We start from the raw sequence: 1,147 nt of genomic DNA on the forward strand, positions 1-1,147 counted from the left end.
GCGGGGCCGGCGATGCCGCCGGCGGTGGCGGCGGTGGCGGCGATGGTGAGGGCGGTCTTACGCAGGATGTCGGTACGCATGATGAGTCACGCCTTCCGTTCGGGGGGCGCGCGGCACCGTGGATGGGGGTGCGGTGGGCCGCGCAGGAAAGGGGGTAAGCCGGTCCGGGTTCGTCGGCGATCCGCAGTGGGGACCTGCACGACGTCCGGGTGAGGTGTAACGCCGGGGGGCGGGGGTTCATTCCGGCCGGCCCGGGTGCGGCGCTCGGGGGCGTCGCGGTGCGGCGCGGGAGAGCGTCGCGGTTACGGCATGTTCAACGACCCGGGGCCGGCCATCATTCCGCCCCGGGGTGGCCCGACCGCCGGGCACCGGACCCGATACCGGACATCCGGTGACGGCCCGAACGACCCCGATCCGGACATCGCGGCCTGTTGCCGCCAGTGACGCGCCATCGGGACAACAACACCGCCCCGTTTCGCGCAGGGGAGGTTGCTCCCATCGTGTCTGCACCCGCTCGGGTCCAGGGGCCGCCACCCCCGGCCCGCCAGCTGGGAAGCTTGCCTACCGGCGTATGTCCGCTATCGGCCGGCGGATGACAGGTGGTTGCCGACGGTCAGTCCTGGGCGGATCGTGTCGCGGTCCGGTCCTGCGGTTCCTGACGAGGAGCGGGGATGCTCGGCTGTGCGGGCCAGGGCAGCTCGGGCGAGCGATGGTAGGTGATCCCGGCCGCCGTCCACCGGACGCCGTGCCCGGCCAGCCGCTCGCGGAACCCGTCCCAGTCGTGAGTGGACCGTGGTGACCAGCCCAGCTCGGCGATCGCGGGGAGCCGGGGGAGCAGCATGAACTCGACCTCGGCGAGCGTCGTCACCGACTCCGTCCACAGTGGTGCCTCGACGCCGAGCACCGCTTCGGCCGGCACATCGGTCAGGTGGGCGGCCGGGTCCCAGTCGTACGCCCGCCGCACGTCGATCAGGCCGGCCCAGTCGTGCCCGATCGGGGTGTTCGGGGCGTACTTCATGTCGAGGTAGGCGTGGTTGCCGGGGGAGAGGATCACTTTGGCGCCCCGGCGTACCGCGTCGGCGGTGACCGGGTCGTCGCCGCTGGTACCCCACCACTGGAGAAGTCGCCCGTCGGTGTGTGCGGCCGC

At 72.8% G+C, this 1,147-nt stretch carries 1 protein-coding gene; it reads right to left on the minus strand.

Annotated elements, in window-relative coordinates; translation table 11 throughout:
• Nucleotides 1-613: 613 nt before the first annotated feature.
• On the minus strand, nucleotides 614-1,147 hold a 534-nt coding region (locus AB0M52_RS34080; RefSeq protein WP_363962023.1), incomplete at its 5' end, for a family 20 glycosylhydrolase.

This window comes from Micromonospora sp. NPDC051296 (assembly GCF_040682255.1).
Taxonomy (GTDB): Bacteria; Actinomycetota; Actinomycetes; order Mycobacteriales; family Micromonosporaceae; genus Micromonospora; species Micromonospora craterilacus.